General features: G+C 43.1%; 1 protein-coding gene (running past one end of the window). It reads right to left on the reverse strand.

The features are described 5' to 3' along the window. Positions 1-143 precede the first annotated feature (143 nt). Positions 144-26,577, reverse strand: partial view of a non-ribosomal peptide synthase/polyketide synthase gene (locus GOP56_RS05370; RefSeq protein ID WP_163244810.1) — the 3' portion only. Its footprint extends 10,139 nt past the window's final position; only the last 26,434 of its 36,573 coding nucleotides appear in the window; its start codon lies off the right edge, out of view — the gene reads right to left on this strand; its stop codon occupies positions 144-146.

Raw genomic sequence — 26,577 nt, forward strand, 5'->3', positions numbered from 1 at the left:
ACGCTAAACAACAGCGAGGTGTCTTCTATTGCATCCACACCTCTAATCGAATTGACATCTAGAAAAATGAATGAGTGCAAAAATGAAGGGTGAGCGTGTGCAATGGAACCCGCCCAAAACACACGCTCGTAAAGCTTTTTTTCTTAGAAATCAAATGTAATAGATTCTACTAGGTCTTGATTGCTAGCTGTATTCTCTACTAGCTCGAATTCCCCTAGCTTTCTGTCTGGAGTGCTAACAACCTCAGATAGGATCCGTACGAAATCATTTGCTACCTGTTCAATCATGTTTTTATTGAAAAGTTTTGTGCAATATTCGAATGCTCCCCTGATCTCTCCCTCTTCTGTACTCATTGACAAGGTTAGGTCAAATTTAGCTACAGTATGGTCTTGTACATAAGGAGTAACGGATAACGATCCAATGGTTGCTTCCTGATCCTCCGTATTTTGCATAACAAACACTGTGTCGAAGAGTGGATTTCTGCTTGGATCCCGCTTCACATTCAGCCTTTCCACTAATTCTTCCAATGGATACTCTTGGTTTTCAAACGCTTGTAGCGTGCGCTCTTTCACCTCTTCAAGGTATCCTTGGAACGTCTTATCCTTCTGCGGATAGTTACGAATTGCTAAGGTGTTAACAAACATACCGATAAGTGGTTCTAATTCGGCAGAAAGTCTTCCACCAACAGGAGTACCAACAATGATATCCTCTTGTCCACTGTACTTAGAAAGCAAGATCGTATAGGTAGCCATGAGAAGCATATATAAAGTGCTTCCGCTATTTTCAGCCAATTGGGTGACTTGGTCTGCCAAAGCACGGTCAATGACAAATTCATGCTCAGCGCCCTCAAAGCTGCGTACCGCAGGTCTCGGATAAGCAATCATTAAATCCAAGACAGGCAATGGACCAAAGAACTCACCAAACCAATAGTTTTCTTGCTGTTCATAGAGCTCGCTCTTCGCTCGTTGCTGCTGCCAAACCGCATAATCCTTGTACTGTAGCCGCAATGGGGACAATTCCTTGCCCTCATACAACTCGGCCACTTCTTGTATAAGGATACCCATCGAAATTCCATCAGAAATGATATGGTGCATGTCATAGAGTAGGATATGGCGATCTGGCTCTATTTCTATTAGGCCAGCTCTGATCAACGGTGCTTGTTGAAGATCAAATTTCCGCACAAAGCTGTTAAGATGTGCATCCACTTCCTCTTCTCTTGCTTGTATCTTCTCTAAAGTGAACTCCACATCTTTGTAGATCCGTTGAACTACCTCTCCATCGACCATTTCAAAACCTGTGCGTAATGACTCATGACGATCAATCAATTGGCGGAATGCTGTCTCTAGCTTCATCCAATCAAGCTGACCTTCAATTCTCATCACTCCCGGCATATTGTAGCTAAGCTCTCCACCATCGACGTGACTCAAAATATAGAGACGTTTTTGAGCTGAAGACACTGGATAGTACTCTTTTTCCTCTGCAAGAGGAATGGATATATAAGCTTGCTTCTCTGTAGTGGCAATGTGCTCAGCCATCTGCTCAATCGTTGGCATTTGGAATACATCTCGCAGTGTAATGCTTGTGTCCAATGCTTGATGTATTTTGGCTACAAGGGTCGTAGCACGTAAGGAATGTCCGCCAATCTCAAAGAAGTTCTCTGTAATCCCTACTTGCGATAGACCTAGGACTTCCTGCCAAATCTGAGCTAGCTTCGCCTCCACCCGGGTTCTAGGGGCAACATATTCTCTACCTGTTTGCATGCTTTCTTCTGGTGTTGGCAACGCTTTTCGGTCTAATTTACCGTTTCCAGTCAGAGGCATCCGTTCCATTTGGACAAAATAAGCTGGAATCATATAGTCCGTTAACTGTTGTGACAATGCTTTTCTTAGCTCTGCTACAGTCAGCTCATGATCTGCAACAAAATACGCGCATAAGTATTTGTCACCGCTTGCGTCTTCATGTGCTATCACAATCGCTTCTTGCATGGATTCGATGTTTAGAAGCTGCGTTTCAACTTCTCCCAGCTCAATGCGATAGCCGCGAATTTTGACTTGATGATCAATTCGGCCTAAATACTCAATATTGCCATCTGCCAGCCATCTCGCTAGATCGCCAGTCTTATACATACGTTCACCAGGTACAAACGGATTAGGAACAAATCGCTCATTCGTCAACTCTGGACGATTTAAGTAGCCACGGGCTAATCCTTCACCAGCAATATACAATTCTCCCTTAACTCCTACAGGTTGAAGGCGTAAATATTCATCGAGAATGTAAGCAGATAAGGTTGGGATTGTTTTACCGATATTGCTTTTCGCTTGAGAAATTTCTACTTCGGTAATTTCCTTGTACGTAACATGGACAGTGGTTTCTGTTATTCCATACATGTTGATTAGCTTGACTTGTGGGTATTTCGCCTTCCAATCCTTCAATAAAGCTGGACTTAACGCTTCCCCACCGAAAATCACATTTCGTAGAGACAACTCTTTTCTATTATCCTTCGCTTCTTCCTGAAGCAATTGATAGAAATAGGTTGGTGTTTGATTTAATATCGTCACTTGTTGATCCTGAAGTAACTGAAGGAATTGCTTCGGACTCTTCGCTGTTAACGGAGGCACGATAACCAATTTTCCACCGTATAAGAGTGCTCCGTACATTTCCCACACAGAGAAATCAAAGCAGAACGAATGGAATAGCGTCCATGTATCAGAATCAGTAAAATCAAACAAATTTTTGCTGTTAAATAACAGACGAACCACGTTCTTATGCTCGATCAAGGTACCTTTTGGCTTACCTGTAGTCCCTGACGTATAGATCACATACGCCAGATTCCTTGGTCCAGAGCGCAGCTCCAGATTAGAGTGATCAGTCTGGTAGGATTGTTCGTCATCTAGTAACAAGACCTGTTTATCAAAAGCTACACGTCCTAGTAAATGGGACTGCAACAATAGCAGATTCACATTCGAATCCTCCAGCATATAGGCAATACGATCTTCTGGATACTCTGGATCAATCGGTACATAGGCTCCTCCTGCTTTGAGGATCGCAAGCATTCCTACAACCATATCCAAGGATCGTTCAGCCATGATGCCTACTAACTCATCAGCCTGAACACCTTGAGCTACTAATGATCTTGCAAGTCGATTTGCCTTCTCGTTTAGATCACGATAAGAAAGCTGTTCCCCCTCAAAGAATACTGCGACATGATCTGGAACAAGTGCTGCCTGCTCTTCAAACAACTGATGAATTGCCTTCTCGCGTGGATAATCCGCCTCTGAATCGTTAAATGTGTCAAGAATGGCAGTCTTTTCATGTGACGTAATCATCTCAATAGAGGAAAGGAGTGCATCTGGATTTGCAAGAACAGAATCAATCACCTGCATGAAATGTTCAATCAGTCGTTCTATGGTTTCGCGCTTGTACAGGGAGCTTGCAAAATCAAAGCTGCAAACGATGCTATCCTCAAGCTCTTCCGCATTTAAGGTCAAATCAAACTTAGCTACTATTGGTTGTTCCCCATAAGGTTTTAGTTGCAAGCCTTCAATGGACAGATCTCCTTGTTCCGTGTTTTGCAGCACAAACATTGTGTCAAACAGCGGGTTACGGCTTAGATCTCGTTTCACATCCAGCTTTTCTACTAATTCTTCAAATGGATAGTCCTGATTTTCAAAAGCTTGTAACGAATTGTCTTTGACCTCTTGTAAGTAAGTCAAGAAGGATTTATCCGCTTCTGGGTAATTCCGAATGGCTAAGGTGTTAACAAACATACCGATAATGGACTCCAGATCAGCGTGTGGTCTTGCTGCAATCGGCGTACCTACAATAATGTCTTCCTGACCGCTCTGTTTAGCAAGCAATGTGGTATAGACTGCAAGTAACACCATATACAAGGTGGACTCATGATCGGCTGCGAGTTTTTTCAAGCCTTCGCTTCTCTGTTTATTGATTATGAATTCGACGGCTTCTCCCTCAAATTTTCTGTTTGCAGGTCGCTGATAATCAATTGGCATGTCCAGAACAGGTATTTCACCAGCAAAGACTTTCATCCAGTATGCTTCCTGCTTGCTCATCCACTCGCTTTGCATGCCTGCTTGCTGCCAAGCGGCATAATCCTTGTATTGAATTCGTAGTGGAGAAAGCTCTTCTCCTCGATATAACTGGACAAATTCTTGCATGAGAACGCCCATAGATACACCGTCAGAGATAATATGATGCATATCAAATAGCAGAATGTACTTATTCACATCGACTGAAAGTAAGCCTACCCGCAATAGCGGAGCCTGTTTGAGATCAAACGCACGTACGAACCCTTCTATAATTGGTTCTGCTTCCTCTAAGTTGGTTTCCCAATACTCCAGCTTAAACGACACCTCATCGTGTACTCGTTGCATTGGTTCCCCATTTACAAGCTCAAAGCCTGTGCGTAATGTTTCGTGACGTTGCGCTAATTGTTGGAAAGCTGCTTCTACACGATCCTTATCTAGCGAACCCTCTAGCATCATAATGCCTGGCATGTTGTAGCTTAGCTCTCCACCTTCAAGATGACTTAGAATGTATAGTCTCTTTTGAGCAGAGGAAACCAAGTAGTACTCACTGTTCTCTATGACAGGAATAGAAGCGTACGTGTTATGCTCCATACTGGCTATCAGCTGAGCCAACTGTTCAATCGTCGGATATTTGAAAATGTCCCTTAGTGGTATCGCAACATTCATCACTTTATGAATCTTGGCAACTAAAGTAGTGGCACGTAGCGAATGCCCTCCCACATCAAAGAAATTCTCTGTCACTCCAACAGTTGAAAGGCCAAGCACCTCTTGCCAAATCAATGCCAAAGCTGTTTCCACTGGTGTCTTAGGAGCAACATACTCGTTTCCAGTTTGAATGCTTTCTTCTGGCACTGGCAAAGCTTTTCGATCAATTTTTCCATTTGGAGTAAGAGGCATTTTCTCCAATTGTACAAAGTAAGATGGAACCATGAATTCAGGCAGAACCTGATTTAATGCTTTTCGCAGTTCACGTACCTTCAACTGATCTTCAGAAACAAAGTAGGCGCATAACTGATTTTGTCCAGCATCTCCTTCTTTTACAATGACGATCGCTTCCTGAATAGGAGCCACCTTCATTAGCTGTACTTCCACTTCGCTAAGCTCAATACGATAGCCGCGAATTTTCACTTGATGATCAATTCGGCCTAAATACTCAATGCTGCCGTTTGGTAACCATCTGGCCAAGTCACCCGTTTTATACATCCGTTCGCCGGCTGCAAACGGATTCTCCACGAATTTCTCCGCTGTTAGCTCTGGTAGGTGCAGGTATCCCCTAGCTAAACCACTTCCTGCCATGCATAGCTCCCCAGCTACTCCAATTGGCTGAAGCTGATTGTGAACGCCAATGATATAGACCTGTTTATTTGCTATCGGGCTTCCGATAGAAATTTCCTGTTCTGGATTCGTAATCATTAGAGATGTAGAGACTACACTGCTCTCTGTTGGACCGTATTCGTTGCAGATTTCAATGCTTGGCTTCATTTCCATCACTTTGTTAACTAACGACGAAACGATCTTTTCTCCCCCAACTACAATATTCCTTACAGACTTCAGATCCTCTGGATTCATCGTATCCACAATACTCCATAAGAAACTAGGTGAGCTTTGCAGATGTGTAATGCTCTCTTGCGTAATAGCATTTTTAATAGCAACAGGGTCTTTGCTTTCTCCATCCGGCAACAAATACACCGTTGAACCAGATACCAATGGACCAAACAAGTGTGTCAGGAATGGATCGAAGACAAATGGAGTAACCATCAGCACGCGGTCGTTTTTCGTAAACCCGAATGCATTAGATTTCCAATGGATCGTATTTGCAATACTTGCGTGTTCGACCATAACCCCTTTTGGTTTGCCCGTTGTGCCTGAGGTATAGATCACATAGGCTAAATCACTTTGTCCATGGATTGACTCCAAATTGGAACGCCCAGCCTGATAATTCGCAGAATCATCAAGAAGAACAAGCCTTTCTGTAGCAAAGAAGGAAAGCTGATCTAGCAAAGGTTGTTGCGTAACAACCAACTTCGCATCTGCATCCTCTAGCATGTAACGAATGCGATCCTCTGGGTATTCAGGGTCAATTGGTACGTATGCAGCGCCAGCCTTCAGGATTGCCAGTATGCCGACGATCATTTCTGTGGAACGTTCAGCCATAATGGCCACCAATTGATCAGCTTGCACACCTTTCAATCGTAATGTTCTTGCTAGTTGGTTTGCTTGATCATTTAATTCACGATAGGTCATTTGCTTATCCTGGCATACAATGGCTAGCTGATCTGCCGAGAGTTCTGCTTGCTGTTCAAACAATTGATGAATCATGTACTCCTGTGGATAAGGGACTGCTGTATGGTTGAATTCCTTGATAATCTGCTCTTTTTCCTGCTCTGTTACTACTTCCACCATATTCACAGCGATGGCAGGGTTATTGATCACTTGCTGCATAACATGAACGAAATGCCCCAGGATTCTCTCAACACCCGCTTGATCGTACATAGCCGCATTGTACTCGACATGAATTCTAATTTCTTCACCAGGAATTACGATGAGATTAAAGTCATAGTTGGTTTGTTCGACCATCTTGACGTTTGTAACCTCAAATGCCGTTTCGTCATCTTTTCCTACCTGCTCCATCTGCTCTTCAACAGGATAGTTTTCAAACACCATAATATGGTTGATCAAATCCTGTTTTTGTTCTGTCAGAGCTTGAATTTCGTAAAGTGGATGCGTGTCATATGCATGAGATGCCAAAGCTTTTTCTTGATTCTGCTTTAATAAATCAGCGAAAGAAATGCCTTCCTCGCAATGGATACGAACAGGAATTGTATTGATAAACAAGCCGATCATATTCTCAACGTCTCGAATATCCGCTGGTCTACCAGAAACTACACTTCCAAACACGACATCATCCGTTCCATTGTATTTTTGAAGCATGATGCCCCATACCGTCTGCATTAATGTATTGATTGTCACCTGATTCTGTCTTGCTAGATTATTCAACTGTGCCGTCAGATCTTTATCTACATCGCAGAAGCTCGTTCTAAAGATTTGCTCCGCTTCTTTATCTGGCGACTTCGCTTTTGGAACGATTGTTTGTTGCTCATAGCCTGCCAAATAATTGCTCCAATAGCTAGAAGATTCCCTACTGTCTTGGTGCTCCAGCCATTCAATATAGGCACTATAAGGTGAGACTTCAGCCAATTGTGGGGCTCTTTGCTGCAACATGGCAAAGTAGCATTCAAACACCTCTGATGCAACTAAAGATAAGCACCAGCCATCCATTAAAATGTGATGGGAGCTCCAAATCATTTTGTATTCGTCTTCCTCTGTCCGAAGAATAGAAACGCGCATCAATAAATCCTGGCTTAAGTCAAAGCCTGTTTCCCTGTCCTTCTTGATAAAGGAGGTAACGTAAACATCCCGCTCTTCTACATCCATCACCATCAGGTTCTCATAATATAGAGAGCTATCTTTCTCTCGATATACGACCTGCAGCGGCTGCTCCTTCCATCCGTTGTAGAAATTCGTTCTAAATATCTCATGTCTTTGGAACAGCATACGTAAGCTTGTTTCAAAGATGTCTACATGGAAGTTTCCACGGATGTCAAAAGTCGTTTGTTCAAAATAAGCTCCAGACTGCGGGTCCATCAAGCTATGGAACCACATTCCCTTTTGCATCGGTGTCATCGCATAAATGTTTTCCACTTCACCTACATGACTGGTCTGTTCAACAATCTGTTCCAATTCATCAACAGTCAGTCCACGTAACAAGACATCACTTGGCGTTAATTCTGGCCGCTCCTTGGCTACGCAGTGATTTAGGACTTCTTGGAGGCTGGCTTGTAGTAATGCTGCTAGCTGCTCCATCGTTTCTCTCTGGTACTCTTTTTCACTGTACGTAATTTCAAAGGATAGAGCGCCTTCTGAGATCAAACCATTCATGTCTAATGTAAATGGCATTGCTGCATTCGGGCTTGTCTCTGCACCACTTGCATACGAAGAGAGCTTAATGTCATTGTTTTGCAAATCCTGGTCAAATTGTCCCAGATAGTTAAAGCTAATCTCAGGATCCGTAAAAGCACGATCCTCGTTTCGCTTAGACAAATATCTGTGAATGCCGTAACCAATTCCCTTTTGTGGGATATGGCGAAGCCCTTCTTTAACACTCTTGATTTGCTGGGAAACATGTTTTCCTTCATGTAGTGTCAGTACTACTGGATATTGACTTGTAAACCAGCCGACAGTTCGGGTAATATCCATGTCTTCAATAATAGATTCGCGACCATGACCCTCTAGGCTCACATGGATTTGTTCTATTCCAGTCCAAGAATGTATAGCCATGCCAAGTGCTGTGAGCAGCAAATCATTCACTTCTGTATTGTAGGCACGATTCGCTTGTTTCAGCAGTTGCTCTGTTTCCTCTGCTGTCCAATGCACCATAATAGACTGGCTGTCTTTCATAAGTGAAGTAGCTTGGTCATTATCTTTTGGCAACGGAGTCATCGGAATTTGTTCAAGGTGTTGCCAATACTCTCGCTCTTGCTCCATCGCATCTGACTTCGCATAAAGAGCCAAGTGTTCTGCCCACATCTGGAAGGAGTCTGTTTTGTGCGGAAGACTAATGTCCTCTTTGTTCTGCGCTTGTTCATACCCATTCGCAATATCTTCGAATAGAATGCGCCATGAAACCCCATCTACTACTAGGTGATGAAGTATGATCAACAAATGATCACCTTGCTTACAACGGAACAAGCCCAGTTTCATAAGCGGTCCTTCGCTTATGTTCATGCTGCTTTGCAGCTCACTTGCTTTTGCTTCGACCGCTGTCGCTTCGTCAGATACATCTCGGAAATCAACAACCTCTAGGCTGTAGAGTTCGCCTTCCTCAATGCCACGGTTCCGTGCTTTATACCCGTTATCCGTTGGGATATATACGGTTCGCACAGCATCATGGTGTTCAGCAATCTTTTGCATCACCTTGCGAAGCGCTTCTTCCTCAAAGCCTTGCTCTTTAAACAACATAACGGACTGGTTATAGTGATGTTGTTGTGTGTATGCTTGCTCAAAGAACCAATGCTGAATCGGAGTTAATTCCACCTCGCCTATCACTTCACCTTGGTCCGCCAATCTGGTGATCGATTGAATCCGTTTGCTCAATTCGGCAATGGTTGGATATTGGAACAAGTCCTTCATTTCCAGCTTATAGCCTGCTTGGAACAAGCGTGATGATACCTGGATGGACTTGATAGAGTCCCCACCAAGATCAAAGAATTTATCCATGATCCCTATTGCATCCGTTCCAAGTACTTCTTGCCAGATAGACACAAGCGTCTTCTCAACCGGTGTACGTGGGGCTACGTAATCTGCACCTGTTTGTACACTTCCTTCTGGGGCAGGCAAAGCCTTGCGGTCAATTTTACCGTTTGGCGTTAGTGGCATCTCATCCAATTGAATAAAGTAGGTTGGAATCATGTACCCTGGCAATTCTTGAGATAGTGTGTTGCGAAGTTCGCTTAGGGTCAGGGTTTTCGTCGCTACAAAATAAGCGCACAACTGCTTAACCCCAGCCTCATTTTCTTGAGCAACTACGATAGCCTCCTGCATGAATGGCGTCTTCAAGAGCTTGGACTCAACTTCCCCTAGTTCAATCCGATTACCGCGAATTTTTACTTGGTGGTCGATTCGGCCAACATACTCCATGTTTCCATCCGACAACCATCTTGCCAAATCTCCAGTTCTGTACATTTTCTCTCCCGGAACAAACGGGTTATCCACAAACTTTTCTGCCGTTAGCTCTGGTCGATTCAAATAGCCTCGCCCTACTCCTTTTCCGCCAATATACAGTTCACCTAGAACACCTATCGGCAACATAGCATGGTTCTCATTTAACACGTACAGATTGACGTTAGGCAATGGCTTCCCAATAGGTAAGCTCACTGAAGGTACAATCGTTACTTGTTCGAAATAACTAGAATCGATGCACGCTTCTGTAACACCGTAACTATTTAAAATACGCATTTGTGAACCAAATCTACTCACCAATTGAGCAAAGGCATCTGAAGGGCATTGATCTGATCCTACAAGTAATGTTTTCAAAGAACGAATGTCCAAGCTGTTTTCATACACGTACTCCATAAGTGGAATAACGATGGCTGGTGTAGATTCAAAAATGGTGATTTTGTACTCTTTCATCAATCCGTAGATACGAACAGGATCTAATCTGGACTGACTCGGGCAAATCACTAATTTTCCGCCATGTAACAATGCTCGAACATAATCACCTGTAAATACGTCAAATGAGAAGCTTGCCCATTGCAGCAATCGAACGGCATTCTCTTCTAATCGGTACGCTTTGTTCCAAGCAGCAGCGATTGAAGTAACCTGCTTGTGCTCAATCATGACACCTTTAGGCTTGCCTGTTGTTCCTGACGTATAGATGACATAAGCAAGATGTGCTGGGCTCGATGCTGCTACTAGATTCGTTCCATCTTGATCGTAGCTGTCGGAATCATCTAACAGTACGAGTTTTCCAGTAAAGGATACGCGCTCTACTAAATGACTCTGCAAGACCAATAGTTTCGCTTGAGCATCCTCTAGCATATAGCTGATACGTTCTTCTGGATATTCAGGATCAATTGGTACATACGCACCGCCAGCTTTGAGAATTCCCAAGATCCCAACCATCATTTCCACCGATCGATCAACCATTATGCCTACTAACTGATCGGCTTCAACACCTTCAGCTCGCAATGTTCGGGCTAGTTGATTCGCTCGCTCGTTGAGTTCGCGGTAGGTTAATTGATCGCCCTCATGCACAACCGCTACTTGATCTGGAGTACGCTCCACTTGCTCTTCAAATAAGCGATGTATCGTTTTTTCGCTTGCATAATCTATAGCTGTAGCATTAAACACATCTAAAATTGCTTCTTTTTCTGCCAAAGTAATCATGTCGAAAGACCCTAGTGTATTTTGAGGATTTTGGACAATGGCAGAAATGATTTGTTTGAAATGCCCCACTATGCGCTCAACAGTCTCTCTCTTGAATAGAGCTGTAGCATATTCTAACGTGCATACAATTCCTTCTTCTCTCTCCATAGCTTCTAGCGTTAGATCAAATTTAGCCACGGTATTTTCACTTGGATAAGGCTTAACATGTAAACCTTCCATCTGTAGCTCGCCTTGCTCCAATGTGATAAATTCAAACATCGTGTCAAACAGAGGATTTCGACTTAAATCTCGGTTTACTTTCAGCTTTTCTACCAATTCTTCAAATGGATAATCCTGATTTTCATAAGCTTTGAGAGCATTTACCTTCACTTCTTGCAAATATTCATCGAAGGATTTGTCTTTAGACGGATAGTTGCGAAGTGCTAAGGTATTCAGGAAAACACCAATCATGTCTTCAAGGTCAGCATGTGGTCTTCCAGCAATCGGAGTTCCCACAATGATATCCTCTTGTCCTGTATATTTATGCAGGAGCGTAGTATAGGCTGCTAGCATGACCATGTGTAAGGTAGAACCTGTTTGGGCCGCGAGTTTCTTTAAGCCCTCTCTATCATGATCCTCTATCACAAATTCAATCGTTTCACCAGCAAAGCTTTGTAGAGCCGGTCGAACATAGTCGGTAGGCAGATCTAGTACAGGAATCTCTTTGCGGAAGGCATCCAGCCAATATGCTTCCTGCTGTTGCATTTGCTCACTGTGAACATTTGTATGTTGCCATGCCGCATAATCCTTGTATTGGATGCGAAGCGGTGATAGCTCTTCTCCTGCATATAGTCGAGCGAATTCTTGAATAAGATTGCCCATTGAAACCCCATCAGAAATGATATGGTGCATATCAAATAGCAAGAGGTAACGATCAGGGTTGGTTTCAATCAAACCAACACGTAGCAATGGTGCCATTTTCAAGTCAAATTCGCGGATAAATCCACGGACATGCTCTTTTGCTTCTTCAAGACTTGCCCGTACATGCGAAATAGAGAAGTCAACCTCCTGATGAACTCGTTGTACTGGTTCTCCATTTACCATTTCAAAGCTGGTTCGTAAGGTTTCGTGACGCTCGATCAGCTTCTGGAAGGCTTCCTCCACCCGCTGTTTATCCAACGAGCCTTCAATCATCACGATATCTGGCATATTGTAGCTAATTTCGCCACCTGTGAACTGACTTAAAATGTATAAACGTTTTTGTGCTGAAGATACAGGGTAATACTCTCGCTCCTCAGTAACTGGAATTGAGGTATACGTACTTTGCTCCTTACCAGCTATTACGTTGGCCATTTGCTCGATAGTCGGGTATTGGAATACATCCCGAAGAGGAAGATTTTTGTTCATTTCTTTATAGATCCTCGCTACCAAGTTGGTGGCTCGTAAGGAATGCCCACCGATTTCAAAGAAGTTATCTCTTATTCCGATGGTTTCTAGTCCTAGTACCTCTTGCCAAATTTGTACCAGCTTAACTTCCATCCAAGTACGAGGTGCCACGTATTCTGCTCCAGTGTGAATGCCTCCTTCTGGGGCAGGCAGTGCGTTACGATCAATCTTTCCATTTGGTGTAAGTGGCATTTGTTCCAATTGAATAAAGTAGGACGGAACCATATAGCTTGGCAATTCCTGAGACAATTGGGCTTTTAGATTATAGACAGTTAGTGGCTGATCTGCTACAAAATAAGCGCATAGCTGCTGCTGACCCTCTTGATCTCCACGTGCAATGACCACTGCCTCCGCTACCGAGCTTACATGTAATAGCTGTGTCTCTATTTCACCTAGCTCGATTCGATGACCTCTAATTTTTACCTGATGGTCAATCCGACCAAGATACTCGATCGTTCCATCTGGTAGCCATTTGGCCAAATCTCCTGTTTGATAAATTCTTTCTCCTGGTACAAACGGATTCTCAACAAACTTCTCTGCCGTAAGCTCAGGACGATTCCAATAGCCTCTTGCCAATCCTTCACCTGCGATGCACAGCTCCCCTGCAACCCCGATCGGTTGTGGCTGACCCTCAGCATTTAACAGATAGAAGCGTGTATTGAGAAGCGGCTTACCGATTGTTATTTGCTCCTCATCTGTCACATCTCCGACTGACGACCATACAGTGGTTTCCGTTGGTCCATACATATTGTATAGACTTGCAGATGTATTCTTGCGTAACGCCTCCAGCAAGGAAGTAGACAGTGCTTCTCCCCCGAGCATAATTACTTGTAGCTGTTGCAAGCAATCCAGATCGTTAGACGATAGCAACATCTGCATCCGAGATGGCGTCATTTGAATCATGTCTATTTGTTGTTCGACCATCACATCACTCAATGCTTTTGGATCTGTTTGCTGATCTGTGTTAGCTAGAACGACTCTTACTCCTTTACTTAATGCTAGGAACGTCTCTAACACGAAGATATCAAACGAGATCGTGGTAACAGATAAGAGGGACTTGCCTTGAACAAATTCAATTTGATCGGTGATACCTTGTATCAGGTTTACGACCGACTGATGCTGAAGCATAACCCCTTTTGGTTTACCTGTTGATCCAGACGTATAGATGACATAAGCCAAATCATCGGAACTACCCAACGCATCTAGATTTGAGCCATCATGATGATAAGAGGCTTCTTCATCTAATGAGATACGTCTGTTTACAAAAGTAAGGCGATCGTGCAATTGATTTTGCATGACGACCAGTTTGGCTCCAGCGTCCTCTAGCATGTAACGGATACGTTCTTCTGGATATTCCGGATCAATCGGTACGTAAGCCCCGCCGGCCTTCAAGATACCTAATAATCCGACCATCATTTCTAAAGAACGATCCACCATAATACCGACTAGCTGATCTGGCCGAACACCTTCAGCACGTAGTGTGCGTGCCAATTGGTTAGCTCGTTCATTTAGTTCACGGAATGTCAACTGCTGTCCTTCATAAACCACGGCCACTTGATCTGGTGTACGCATCACCTGATCCTCAAATAACTGGTGAATCGTTTGTTCACGAGGATATTCCGCTGTTGTATCATTAAACGTTTCAAGAATGAACGCTTTCTCTCTAGCTGTTATCATCTCAAGAGTAGCCAGCTTTTCATGTGGATCATTAATAATACCATCGATCACCTGTAGGAAATGTTCTGCCATCCGTTCTATGGTCTCACGTTTGTATAGTGAGGTAGCATATTCCATTCCACATCTGATGCCCTCTGCTTCTTCCACTGCATTCAATGTTAAATCAAACTTGGCAACACCATGCTCATCTGCATAAGGAGTAAATGTCAAGTCTTCAATAGCAAACTCCTCATTCTCCGTATTTTGCATGATAAACATTGTGTCAAATAATGGATTTCGACTGAAGTCACGAGCCAGGTACAATTGTTCAACCAGTTCCTCGAACGGATACTCCTGATTCTCAAATGCTACTAACGCATGTTCCTTGACTTCTTGCACGAACGCATAGAAGGATTTTTCTTTTGCAGGCTGAGTCCGGATCGCTAATGTATTAATAAACATACCAATTAAGTTTTCTAAATCAGCATGAGGTCTACCAGCAATTGGCGTTCCGATGATGATATCTTCTTGTCCGCTATATTTGTGAAGCATCGTGGAATAGCTAGCCAGCAAAACCATAAATAAAGTAGAACCAGTCTGAGCTGCGATCTCTTTTAATCCCTTACTACGTTCTTTGTCAATGAAGAAATCAAAAGTATCTCCCTGATAAGTTTGTATCGCAGGTCTGACAAAGTCCGTTGGCATATCCAAGACTGGAATTTCTTCGTGGAAAACATCTAGCCAATATTCTTCCTGCTTGTTCATTTGTTGGCTTTGTACTTCCTCTTGTTGCCACACTGCATAATCCTTGTATTGAATTCGAAGCGCTGGCAGCTCCTCACCTTTGTATAATTGAACGAACTCATGTATCAGAATGCTTGAAGATGCACCATCAGAAACAATGTGGTGTATATCAAACAGGAGAAGGTGTCGATTTATGCCAAGCTCGATGAGTCCGACTCTGAGAAGCGGCGCTTTTTCCAAATCAAATGCGCGAACAAAAGCTCTAATCAGATGCTTCGCTTCTTCTTCAGTTGCCTGGGCATACTCTACTTCAAACTCTACTTCCTGATACACCCGCTGAATCGGCTCTCCATTTATCATTTCAAAGCCAGTTCGCAGTGCTTCATGTCGTTCAATCAATTTTCTAAAGGCTTCTTCTAAGGATGTTCGCTTAAGTGGACCCTCTATTAGAAGGACGCTCGGCATATTGTAGCTGAGCTCTCCACCTTCCATCTGACCTAAGACATACAATCGTTTTTGAGCGGATGAGACAGGATAGTAATCTCTTTGCTCAACAATAGGTACAGAAGCATACGTAGCTTGAGAGTTTGTATCTGTAATTTTTGCTGCCATTTGCTCAATCGTTGGTGAGCTAAATACGTCCCGTAACGCTACGTTTAGCCCCAACTCTTTGTGTATTTTAGCCACTAAAGTTGTCGCACGTAACGAGTGGCCTCCAATATCAAAGAAGTTGTCCTTCACTCCAATGTCTGATACGCCCAGTACCTCTGCCCAAATCTGCGCTAAGGAAAGTTCCAATGAAGTGCGTGGTGCTACATGCTCTACTCCCGTTTGCAGACTACCCTCTGGGGCAGGTAATGCTTTTCGATCAATTTTTCCGTTTGGTGTTAGTGGTAGCTCCTCAAGCTGCACAAAGTACGAAGGGATCATATATGCAGGTAGCTCTTGCATAAGCGTTGCTCTCAAATCGCTCACGATAAGCTGATCGTCAGCTACAAAGTAGGCGCATAGATGCTTTTGTCCAACTGAATCCTCCTGAGCTATCACCACAACTTCTTCAATCTCATGTATCTTCAATAGCTGTGCTTCTATTTCACCTAGCTCAATTCGGTTTCCACGAATCTTAACTTGGTGGTCGATTCTGCCTACATATTCGATATTGCCATCTGGTAGCCATCTGACTAGATCACCTGTTCTGTACATTCTTTCGTTGTCGACAAATGGACTGTCTACAAATTTTTCTGCTGTCAGATCAGGGCGATTCAGGTAACCACGCCCCACACCTATTCCAGAAATATACAGCTCACCTGGAATTCCTACAGGCTGTATTGCACGATTCTCATCCAAAACGTACATTTTCACGTTAGGCAACGGCTTTCCTATCGGTAGATTCAACGATAAGAGATTTGTCGTCTGCTCATAGAAGCTTGAATCAATGCACGCTTCTGTCACACCATAGCTGTTAAGAATGCGCATCTGGTCACCAAATCTACTGAGCAACTGAGCAAAAGCTTCTACAGGGCATTGGTCTGAACCTACAATCAGCGTTTTTAATGTATGGATATCTAGCTGGTTCTCGTAGACGTAATCCATAAGAGGAATCACGATAGCTGGTGTTGATTCAAAAATGCTAACCTGATGCTTACGAATTAGCTCATAGATATTAGCAGGGTCCAATCTGACATGACTTGGGCAAATAACTAATTCCCCGCCATGTAAGAGAGCACGTACATAATCACCTGTGAATACGTCGAAGGCAAAACTAGCCCATTGCAAGACTTTTGGATGTTGTTCATGTAACCCATAGGCTACTTTCCAAGCATGGGACATAGCAGTCAATTGCTTGTGCTCAATCATGACACCTTTTGGCTTACCAGTTGTTCCTGACGTATAGATGACATAAGCCAGATGATTTGGTGCTTGTATCGGTTCCAGATTTGAGCCATTTTCACTATAAGACTCTGGCTTATCCAGAAGCACCATGCTTCCCATAAAGGCAACACGATCTTGTAAGTGGCTTTGTGTAACAATCAGGCTTGCTCTCGCATCCTCTAGCATGTAGCTGATACGTTCTTCAGGATACTCAGGATCAATCGGAACATAAGCAGCACCCGCTTTTAGAATTCCTAAAATCCCAATCATCATCTCAACAGAACGCTCCACCATGATCCCTATCAGTTGATCAGCTTGTACGCCCTTACTTCTCAAGGTTCTGGCTAACTGATTTGCTCGTTCATTCAGTTCTCGATAAGTCAACTGCTCGTCTTCGCACACAATTGCCACTTGATCTGGTGTACGCTCTACCTGATTCTCAAACAATTGCTGGACAGTCTTCTCTTCCTGATAATCAGCTATTACGTTGTTTGATTGAAGTAAGATTTGTGCTTTTTCTTCAGCGGTTACCAGTTCCAGTTGATCTACAGATACCTGCGGATCATTGACCACTTGCTGCAGCATGTGAACAAAATGGCCCAAAATCCTGTCAATTCCTGCTTGATCAAAGACAGACGCATTGTACTCGATATGGACTCTAATTTCTTCCCCAGGGAGAATATTTAGATTAAAGTCATAGTTTGTCTGTTCTACAATCGAAACGTTAGCAACCTCAAAGGCTTCCGGATTATTACCACCGACTTGCTCCATCTGTTGTTCCATCGGATAGTTTTCAAACACCATAATATGGTTAATCAAATCTTGTTTTTGTTCAGACAAGGCTTGGATTTCATAAAGTGGATACGTGTCATACGCATGAGATGCTATTGCATGCTCTTGACTTCGTTTCATCACCTCAGCAAATGTATCACCAGCCTCAGAACGAACACGAATCGGAATGGTATTAATGAACAGACCAATCATGCTCTCTACATCTGGAATATCAGCCGGTCTTCCTGAAACAACGCTTCCGAAAACAACATCTTTACTACCATTGTATTTCTGAAGCATCAGACCCCACACGGTCTGCATTAACGTATAGATCGTCACCTGATGTTTTCTTGCAAGCCCATTCATCTGCACAGTCAGTTCTCGACTCAAATCGCAGAAACGATGGTCGAAAACTGGGAGTTCTTTTCTTGGAAGTTTCTCTTTTGGCACTGTCGTTTGTTGGTCATACCCAGCCAAATAATTGCTCCAATAGCTAGATGCTTCCTGCATGTCCTGACGCTCTAACCATTCGATATAGGCACTATATGGCGGAACCTCAGTCAATCTCGGTTCTCTATTTTGCATGATGGCAAAGTAGCATTCAAACACCTCTTGAGCAACCAGAGATAAGCACCAGCCATCCATTAGAATATGATGGGAACTCCAGATGACTCTGTATTCCTCCGTACCTGTTCGTAATACGGATATCCGCAACAGCGTATCCTGGCTAAGATCAAATCCTGTTTCTTTATCCCTTTGGATAAAGTCTTTCAAATACAATTCCTGTTCAGCTTTATCCATTCCCAGCAGCTCTTCATAATGAAGAACATGGGCTCTATTTTGGAAGACAACTTGAACTGGTTGATCCTTCCAGTCATTGTAGAAGCTTGTTCTAAAAATCTCGTGGCGTTGGAACAGCATTTGTAAGCTTTGTCCGAAAACGGTAGCATCAAAGCGTCCAAGTACATCAAATGCGGTTTGTTCAAAATAAGCTCCTGATTGCGGATCCATGAGACTATGGAACCACATTCCCTTCTGCATTGGCGTCATTTCATAAATGTTTTCAATTTCACCAATGTGTTTGGTTTTTGCTTCAATCTGTTCAAGCTCTTCTACCGTCAATCCTTTTAGTAAAACATCACTTGGCGTCAGTTCTGTACGTTCTTTCGATACGCAGTGTTCAATTACTTGACCTAGACTCTCTTGTAAAAGCTTAGTGAGCTGCTCCATCGTTTCGCGATGATACTCTTTGCCACTGTAATGGATTGTCATTGACAAGGCGCCATTCGAAATCATGCCATTCATATCCATGGCATATTGCATCGTCGCATTTTCACTCATGTCTGAGCCTTTTGAATATGGAGATAGCTCAATAGCATTGTTTTGCAAGTCCTGATCAAACTGACCGAGATAATTAAAGCTAATCTCAGGTTCAGATGTGAATGCATGCTCCTCACAGCTGTCAGATAAATATCTTAGGATACCGTAGCCAATTCCCTTTTGAGGTATTTGGCGAAGACCTTCTTTAGTTGTTTTTATTAATGTTGACATCTGTTTGCCTGCATTCATCTGTAGCAGGACAGGATATTGACTCGTGAACCATCCTACGGTACGTGTGATGTCGACATCTGAAAGAATAGCCTCTCTGCCGTGTCCCTCCATATTTATCAGCACTTGTTCCATTCCTGCCCAAGAATGAAGCGCTAAGCTTAAGGCTGCCAGCAATAGGTCATTTACCTCTGTGTTATAAGCTCGGTTTGCTTGTTTTAACAATTGCTCGGTTTCCTGCTCTGTCCAATGAACAGTGACAGACTCAACATCCTTCATCAACGAAGCAACATGTCTGTTATCTTTTGGTAATGGGGAGGTTTTTGTTTGGTCGATTTGCTGCCAGTATTTACGCTCTAGCTCGATTTGTTCGCTATTCGCGTATTGGGATAACTGCTCTGCCCATGTACGGAACGAGTCTGTTTTATATGGGAAGCGAATAGCTTCTCCCTTCACAGCTTGTTCATAACCACTTGCAATATCCTCAAACAAGATTCTCCACGAAACCCCATCTACAACTAGATGATGGATCACAATCAGCAGATGATCTCCATCCTCGCATTGGAATAACCCAAGCCTTAGAAGCGGTCCTTCACTCATGCTGATGCTCGCCTGCAACTGAATTGCTTTCTCTTCAATCGCTTGAGCGCAGTTGCTCACGTTTTTGAAATCAAAAACATCGAGACTATAGGCTACCCCTTCACCTACTCCACGGTACCATGCCTGATATTCGCCTTCAGATTCGCGAATGACCATCCGTAGTGCATCATGGTGTTCCGTGATTTTATCCATTGCTTTATGAAGGGCGGTTTTATCAAAGCCTTCTGCCCGGTATAGCATCATCGCTTGGTTATAGTGATCTGAGTCTGCATAGGATTGCTCAAAGAACCAGCGTTGAATCGGAGTTAACAACGCTTCCCCTATTACTTCTCCTTGATCAGCTATTCTTGTAACCGAATGAATATGCTTGCTTAGTTCAGCTATAGTTGGATAGCTAAATAAAACTTTCATCTCCAGCTTATAACCTGCCTGCAATAAGCGTGAAGAAACCTGTATAGATTTGATCGAGTCACCGCCAAGATCAAAGAAATTATCCATGATCCCGATTGCTTTTGTACCCAAAACAGCTTGCCAAATGGAAACCAGCATTCTCTCTGCCGCTGTGCGAGGTTCCACGTATTCGATTTCATTCTCGATATTTCCATCTGGAATTGGCAACGCACTACGATCGATTTTTCCATTCGGTGTAAGCGGTAGTTGCTCTACTTGCATGAAATACGAAGGAACCATGAACTTCGGAAGTACTTGTGACAAAGCTTCTCTTAGCTCACTTGAAGATAGTTTTTGATCTGCTACGAAATAAGCGCACAAATACTTTCTTCCTGCTTGGTCCTCTTGTGCAACGACAACATTTTCTTTTATCTTCGCGATTTTTAGGAGCTGTGTTTCTACTTCTCCTAATTCAATTCGGTTCCCGCGGATTTTTACCTGATGATCGATCCGACCCAGATATTCAATATTGCCATTCGGTAACCATCTTACCAAGTCGCCTGTTCGATACATCCGCTCTCCTGCAACAAACGGATTCTCTACAAACTTCTCTGCTGTCAGCTCTGGACGATTCAAGTAGCCACGTCCCACACCTTTTCCAGCTATATACAGCTCGCCTGGTATCCCGATAGGCTGCATCACGTTGTTTTCATGTAAAACGTACATGTTAACATTAGGCAACGGTTTACCAATCGGTATATTCATAGCGAAAAGAGAGTCAGTCTGTTCAAAGAAGCTAGAATCAATGCACGCCTCAGTTACCCCATAGCTGTTAAGAATACGCATGTGCGAGCCAAATCGAGTTAGCAAGGTCGCGAAGGCATCTGGCGGACATTGATCGGAACCAACAATTAGCGTTTTTAAGGAAAGCACGTCCAATTTGTTGTCATAAATGTAATCCATGAGCGGTACGACAATGGCTGGTGTTGATTCAAAAATAGTAACCTTATGCCCTCTGATTAGCTCATAGATACTCGCAGGCTCTAATCTGGAATGACTTGGGCATATAATCAATGTTCCGCCATGCAGTAATGCCCGGACATAATCACCTGTAAATACGTCAAAGGAGAAGCTTGCCCACTGCAATACTGTTGGTCGCTCTTCACCTAATCCATAGGCTACTTTCCAAGCATGGGCCATCGCTGTCAATTGTTGATGCTCAATCATGACACCTTTTGGCTTACCTGTTGTTCCAGATGTATAAATCACATAGGCTAAATGATCTGGTCCTTGAATTGGTTTTAGATTGGAATGATCCTGACTATATGCTTCTGCATCATCTAGCATAACGATGCTGCCTGTAAAAGCTACACGCTCCCGCAAATGGGTTTGCGTTAGCAGCAGTTTGGCTCCCGCATCCTCGAGCATATAGCTAATGCGTTCCTCAGGGTACTCAGGGTCAATCGGTACATAGGCTGCGCCGGCTTTTAAAATCGCAAGAATACCGACTATCATTTCTACTGAACGTTCAGCCATGATCCCTACCAATTGATCAGCTCGTACTTCAGCAACTCTCAATGTATGGGCCAGTTGATTTGCCTTTTCATTTAACTCACGGTATGTTAGCTGACTTCCCTCATAAACAACCGCTATCTGATCTGGTGCACCTTCTACCTGTGCCTCAAATATCTGTTGAATGGTCATTGCATGAGGATAATCCATGTCAGTGTCATTAAATACTTCTAGGATTTGTGCCTTTTCTGGTACTGTTATTAATTCCAGCTCGTTGACACGAATGTGTGGATTCTGCGCAATTTGCTCCAAAATGTGTACAAAATGGCCTAGAATCTGTTGAATGCTATCCTGATCATAGACAACTGCATTGTACTCGGAGCAAATATCCATATTTTCTCCTGGAATAATAGATAGGTTGAAATCATAGTTGGTTTGTTCCATTATTTGGATATTAGAAATCTCAAAGCCCTCATCATCGCCATTGCCCAACTGCTCAATTTGTTCGCCCATTGGATAATTTTCAAACACAATAATATGGTTGATCAAATCTTGTTTTTGTGCAGATAGTCGTTGGATGTCGTATAGCGGATAAGTATCAAATGCTTGAGATGCTAAAGCCTGCTCCTGACCACGAATCATTACATCCGCAAAAGATTCTTCCTTTATGCAACGAATACGAACAGGAACTGTGTTGATAAATAGCCCAATAATGTTTTCAATTCCAGGAATTTCGGTTGGTCTTCCAGAGACAACACTTCCGAAAACAACATCTTGGCTATCATTATATTTTTGCAAGGTAACTCCCCATGCTGCTTGTACCAGCGTATTAATTGTTACTTGTGTTTGTTTTGCTATCTGATGCAAACGGTCGGTTAGCTCCTTGCCAAGCTGATGAGTGAACTTCGAAGCGGAATAACCCTCAGGTTTGTTTGACATCTTTCCTTTTGGCAGTAAGGTTTGCTGGTTATAACCAGACAGATACTCACTCCAGTAATCTGATGCCTTATCCTCATCCTGATTTTCCAGCCACTCGATATAGTTGCTATAAGGTGTTATATCTCCAAGCTCAGGTTGCTTATTTCCTCGAATGGCGAAATAGCTGCCAAACACTTCTTTTGTCATAAGAGATAAGCACCAGCCATCCATCACGATATGATGGAAGCTCCAGATCAAGTGATACGCTTTTTCATCTGTGCGTAAGATTGACACCCGAATGAGTGAATCTTGGGCCAAATCAAAACCTTTCGCCTTATCTTCAACAGCAAAATTAGCGAGATATGCATCACGCGTTGCCTTTTCCATTTGACGCAAATCTTCATAATAAAGCTCACTGCGTTTGTTTCGATAAGCCACTTGTACGGGTAAGTCCTTTAAGCCATTGTAGAAATTTGTTCGTAATGCAACATGTCTTTGCGTCAAGATTTCTAAACTTTTTCCAAACGCAATTACATCAAAGCTTCCTTTTAAGTCAAATGTCGTTTGTTCAAAGTAAGCTCCAGACGATGGATTCATCAAACTGTGGAAATACATACCCTTTTGCATCGGTGTCAACGGATAAACGTTTTCAATCTCACCAAGGTGTTGTGTACCCTCCACTAATCGTTCCAGTTCTTCAATCGTTAGGCCTTTTAATAAAATATCACTTGGAGTCAATTCTGCACGTTCCAAAGCTACGCAGTGTCTAATGACCTCTTGCAAGCTAGAACGTAACAGATCAGCGATATGCATAATCGTTTCGTACTGATATTCCTTGCCGTTAAAGCCAATCGTAAGCTCTAATGCACCTTTGGTAATCAAACCATTCATATCCAGAGTGTATCTGCGTTCCTTATCCTGGCTGACAGCTTCGCCACTTGAATAAGGCGAAAATTGCATTTCATTACGCTGTAAATCCTGATCAAATTGTCCCAAATAGTTAAATGTGATCTCAGGCTCCGCCATGAATGTTATACCGTCTTTAGGTTCAGATAGATATCTGAGAATGCCGTAGCCAATACCTTTCTGCGGAATTTGACGCAGTCCCTCTTTAATAGTCTTAATCCGCTGACCGATATGTTGGTTCGCACTGGTTTGTAAAACAACTGGGAACTGACTAGTAAACCAGCCAACTGTACGTGAAATGTCAATATCTGGAACGATAGATTCCCGACCATGGCCTTCTAAATTCACCAATACTTGTTCCGTACCAGTCCACGCATGAATAGCCATTCCAAGCGCTGTTAATAACAGATCATTAACTTCTGTATTGTAGGCACGATTTGCCTGTTTTAGGAGCTGTTCTGTTTCTTGCTCTGTCCAGCGTATTGTAACGATTTGTCCATCTCGTACATATGACTTATCCAGAACCTGATCTTTCGGTATCGGTACCATCTTACTTTGTTCAATTTGATTCCAATAGGCTCGCTCAGCTTCCATCGTCAGACTGTTGGCATAATGAGACAACTGTTCAGCCCAAGTTTGGAAGGAATCAGTTTTTTGAGGGAGACGAATCTCTTGTCCATTCAATGCTTGTTCGTAACCTGATGCAATGTCCTCAAATAGAATTCGCCAAGAGACACCATCAACGGCCAAGTGGTGAATTGCGATCAGCAAATGATCACCATCTGAACATTTGAAAAGTCCAAGCTTCAGTAGTGGACCTTCCGTTATGTTGATGCTGCTTTGAATCTCATTTGCTTTCGCCTCAATTATCTGGGCCACTTCACGTTCGTTTCTCACATCAATTATTTCAAGACTGTATAGCTGTCCTTCATCTATCCCGCGATTCCAAGCCTCAAAACCAGCTTCGGTCTCTTTGAAAACCATTCGCAAAGCATCGTGATGCTCTACAATCTTTTGTATTACTTGACGCAGTACCACTTCATCGAATCCTTGCTCTTGATACAGGGTGACTGCTTGGTTAAAATGGTGCGGCTCAGCCGATTTTTGTTCAAAAAGCCAGTGATGAATTGGCGTTAGCTTTATTGAACCAACTACTTCCCTTTGGTCTGCGATTTTGCTAACCACTTGAAGATGCGGACTTAACTGAGCTACAGTTGGATATTTGAACAAATCTTTAATCTCAAGCTTATAGCCTGCTTGAAGCAATCTGGAAGATACCTGAATAGCTTTGATAGAGTCTCCCCCAAGATCTAGGAAGTTCTCTAAAATACCAACTTGTTGACTTCCCAAGACAGCCTGCCAAATCGAAACCAATGTTTGTTCAACCGGTGTACGCGGCTCTACATACTCAACTCCTGTTTGCACGCCACCCTCTGGTGCAGGGAGTGCCTTGCGATCAATCTTTCCGTTTGTAGTAAGAGGCATTTGTTCTAGTTGTATAAAGAACGCGGGAATCATAAAGCTAGGCAATTCCTGAGCCAGTACGTTTCGAATCTCACCCACAGTTACCTGCTTATCTGCTACGAAATACGCGCATAGGTACTTCTGCCCCTCTTGCTCTTCACGCGCAACCACAATAGCCTCTTGCACAGAATCGATTCGTAACAGGTGGGCTTCCACCTCGCCAAGCTCGATCCGATACCCACGAATTTTCACCTGATGGTCAATACGCCCTACATATTCAATATTTCCATCCGGTAACCATCTCGCCAAGTCCCCAGTCTTATACATCTTCTCTTCTGGAGTAAACGGGTTGTCCACGAACTTCTCTGTTGAAAGCTGTGGAAGATGCAAATATCCTCTAGCCAATCCTGTACCTGCAATGCACAGTTCTCCAGCTACGCCTACTGGCTGAAGCTGATTGTGCTGATCTAGGATATACACCTGTTTGTTTGCAATTGGTCGGCCAATTGATAGCTCCTGTTCTGGCTGCGTTATGGATAGTGATGTCGTAACTACACTGCTTTCAGTAGGGCCATATTCGTTGCAAATTTCAATGCTCGGGTTCAGTTCCGCCACTTTTTTTACAAGGGAGGCAACAATCTTCTCTCCACCAACTACAATGTTTTTTACTGACAGTAAATCTTGAGGATTCATTGTTTCGACAATTGCCCATAAAAAGCTAGGTGAGCTCTGGAAATGTGTCATTTGGTGTTGAGTAATTGCTTTTTTGATCGCTTCCGGGTCCTTACTTTCTTCGTCACGCAATACATATACGGTTGAACCAGATGCCAGCGGTCCAAATAAATGGGTAAGGAATGGATCGAATACAAATGGAGTTACCATAAGCACGCGATTTTCTGGTGAAAACTGATAAGCGTTCGCCTTCCAAAGTATTGTGTTGACAATGCTGGCATGCTCTACCATAACACCCTTAGGCTTGCCTGTTGTTCCAGACGTATAGATAACATAAGCCAAATCTTGTGGTCCATGTATCGCTCTAAGATTAGAAGCTAGTGTCTGGTAGGATGTTTCCTCATCTAACAATAGGATTTTACCTGTAAATGATACTCTCTCCTGTAGATGACCCTGTGACAGGAGTAAAGTAGCTTTCGCATCCTCAAGCATGTAGCTGATGCGTTCCTCAGGATACTCAGGATCAATTGGAACATAGGCCCCGCCAGCTTTTAAGATGCCTAACACACCGACAATCATTTCTAGCGAGCGTTCAGCCATAATACCAACTAATTGATCGGCTTTTATCCCCTGCTTACGCAATGTTCTTGCTAATTGATTAGCTCGTGCATTTAGTTCACGATAGGTAAGCTTCTCATGCTCGCAAACAACCGCTATCTGGTCTGGTGTACGTTTTGCCTGACGTTCAAACAATTGATGAAGCATGATGTCCTGCGGATAAGTCTCTTTTGTATCATTGAACACTGTTAAAATTTGTTCTTTTTCTGCCGCAGTAACCAGTTCTAATTCGTTCACACGCAATTGTGGGTTAGACGTAATTTGCTCTACGATATGGACAAAATGGCCCTGGATTTGTTCGATGCTGGTTTGATCATATACCAAGGTATTATAGCCGTAGCAAATCCCCAGCTCTTCCCCAGGCATAATGATCAGGTTGAGGTCATAGTTCGTCTGTTCCACTGTCTCGATATTTCCAATTGCAAATTTGGATTGTCCAGTGCTTCCCAATTGCTCAATCTGCTGTTCCATTGGATAATTCTCAAACACC

The sequence above is a fragment of the Brevibacillus sp. 7WMA2 genome, from assembly GCF_010748895.1.
GTDB classification, from domain to species: Bacteria; Bacillota; Bacilli; order Brevibacillales; family Brevibacillaceae; genus Brevibacillus_B; species Brevibacillus_B halotolerans.